This window comes from Pseudoalteromonas sp. PPB1, assembly GCF_015356275.1.
GTDB lineage: Bacteria > Pseudomonadota > Gammaproteobacteria > Enterobacterales > Alteromonadaceae > Pseudoalteromonas > Pseudoalteromonas rubra_D.
The window spans coordinates 1-1,512 of sequence record NZ_JACEQV010000073.1 but is presented as its reverse complement, the minus strand read 5'-3'; the positions used below and the strand labels follow the sequence as shown (position 1 = coordinate 1,512).

The following is a 1,512-nucleotide window of genomic DNA, read 5'->3' as shown; positions in this document are numbered from 1 at the left end:
TATCGGTCGTCACCGCAATCATCCCCTTGGCATACGCACCACTGTCATAGGTATTGACCGCATGATGTTCCAGTTTACTACCGCGCTTACGCTGCACCTCTTTTGAGCGTCCCAGCACATCGTATTGGTACGTGATCACATTACCGTTGCTGTCTGACTCGCGAGTCAACTGATGATAAGCATTATAACTATAGTTGACCGTTCCCTTATCCGGGTCAATTACCCGGGTTTTGTTACCATACTTATCATAACTAACCTGGATCTTATTGCCCTTAGGCCCCGTTAACAGACGGGTTTTTCCTTTTTCATCATACTCGTAATAAGCTGACTTACTGTTTGCATCTGTGACTTTGACCAGCAAGCCCATCATATTTTTCAGCTGGGTATGTTTATGATTAGACGGGTTAACCGTGGTCACACTCTCGCCGTTGTACTCGGTTTTCCAGATAGAGCCATCTGCCTTAGTGACCTGCACAACCCGGTTTTGCTTATCGTATTTGTACACATTCCAAAGTGTCGTGCCACCGTGGAAATACGGCATGGACTCTTTATATTTACGTCCTTTCGTGTCGTAGATAGAGTCCACGTGCGTGTAAGTACCACTTCTTGAAAGAGTAGATTCGCGTAGAACACGGCCATACTTATCATAGTAAGTGCGACTCGTTGGGTCACTTTCCGAGACACTTTCCTCGTAATAAGCAGCCCCACTGATACAGCCACTGGTGCACCAGTATTTACTCTGACTAGTGCTCAGCGCCTTAGTGCCAGTCTTGCTTGTGTTGTCGGCCGGGGTTGAAACTTCTCCCGTCAGACGGCCCAGTTTATTATAGGTATAGTAAGTACGCTGACCATTGGCAGTCTGGGTATAAGACTTGCGACCCAGGCTATCATAACCTATGGTGCTGCGATGCCCGAGGCTGTTCTTCTCGCCGGTCACCAAGCGGTAAGTACTGTCATAGTAGGTTTCCAGCGTCTTGGTGGGTAAACCTGACTTAGAGACGGTTTCTTTAGTGATCAGACCATAACTGTTCAGGGTATAGCTTTTCGCCACACCGTTATCTGCAGTGGTCTTTATTAACCGTCCTTTACTGTCATAGGCAAAGGTTGAGGTGTGGGTATTCTGATAGTTCCCTTTATTTGTGCCATTCAAACGGTTCAAATAACGCTTGGTCTCAACCGTTTTAGTAACCCGGCCACCATGATAGCTGTAACCATACGTGTTCGTTGTATCCGTCTTTGCGTAACCGTTTTTCGTATCAATCACACTGCTGTGTTTTACTGGATTACCGAAACTGTCTACTGAAGACACGGTTTTAGTTTTGGTTGATATCAGCGTCAGACTGCTGACATCTGTATTATAAGTTTTAGTAATCGTTCTGGACGGGTATACCAGATAAGGCTTAGTGCTGTTCGCAGTGACAAAGCTTGTTTCCTGCTTACGACCATAACTTGAGGTCATGTCTGATTTTAAACGCCAGATACTGGTGTTAACAGAAGCCGTACTCATGGTCG

General features: G+C 46.0%; 1 protein-coding gene. It reads right to left on the bottom strand.

Features of this window, described 5'->3' with window-relative positions:
* The coding region (locus IY568_RS24330) for an RHS repeat protein (RefSeq protein ID WP_194868961.1) at positions 1–1,512 on the bottom strand (1,512 nt) is incomplete at both ends.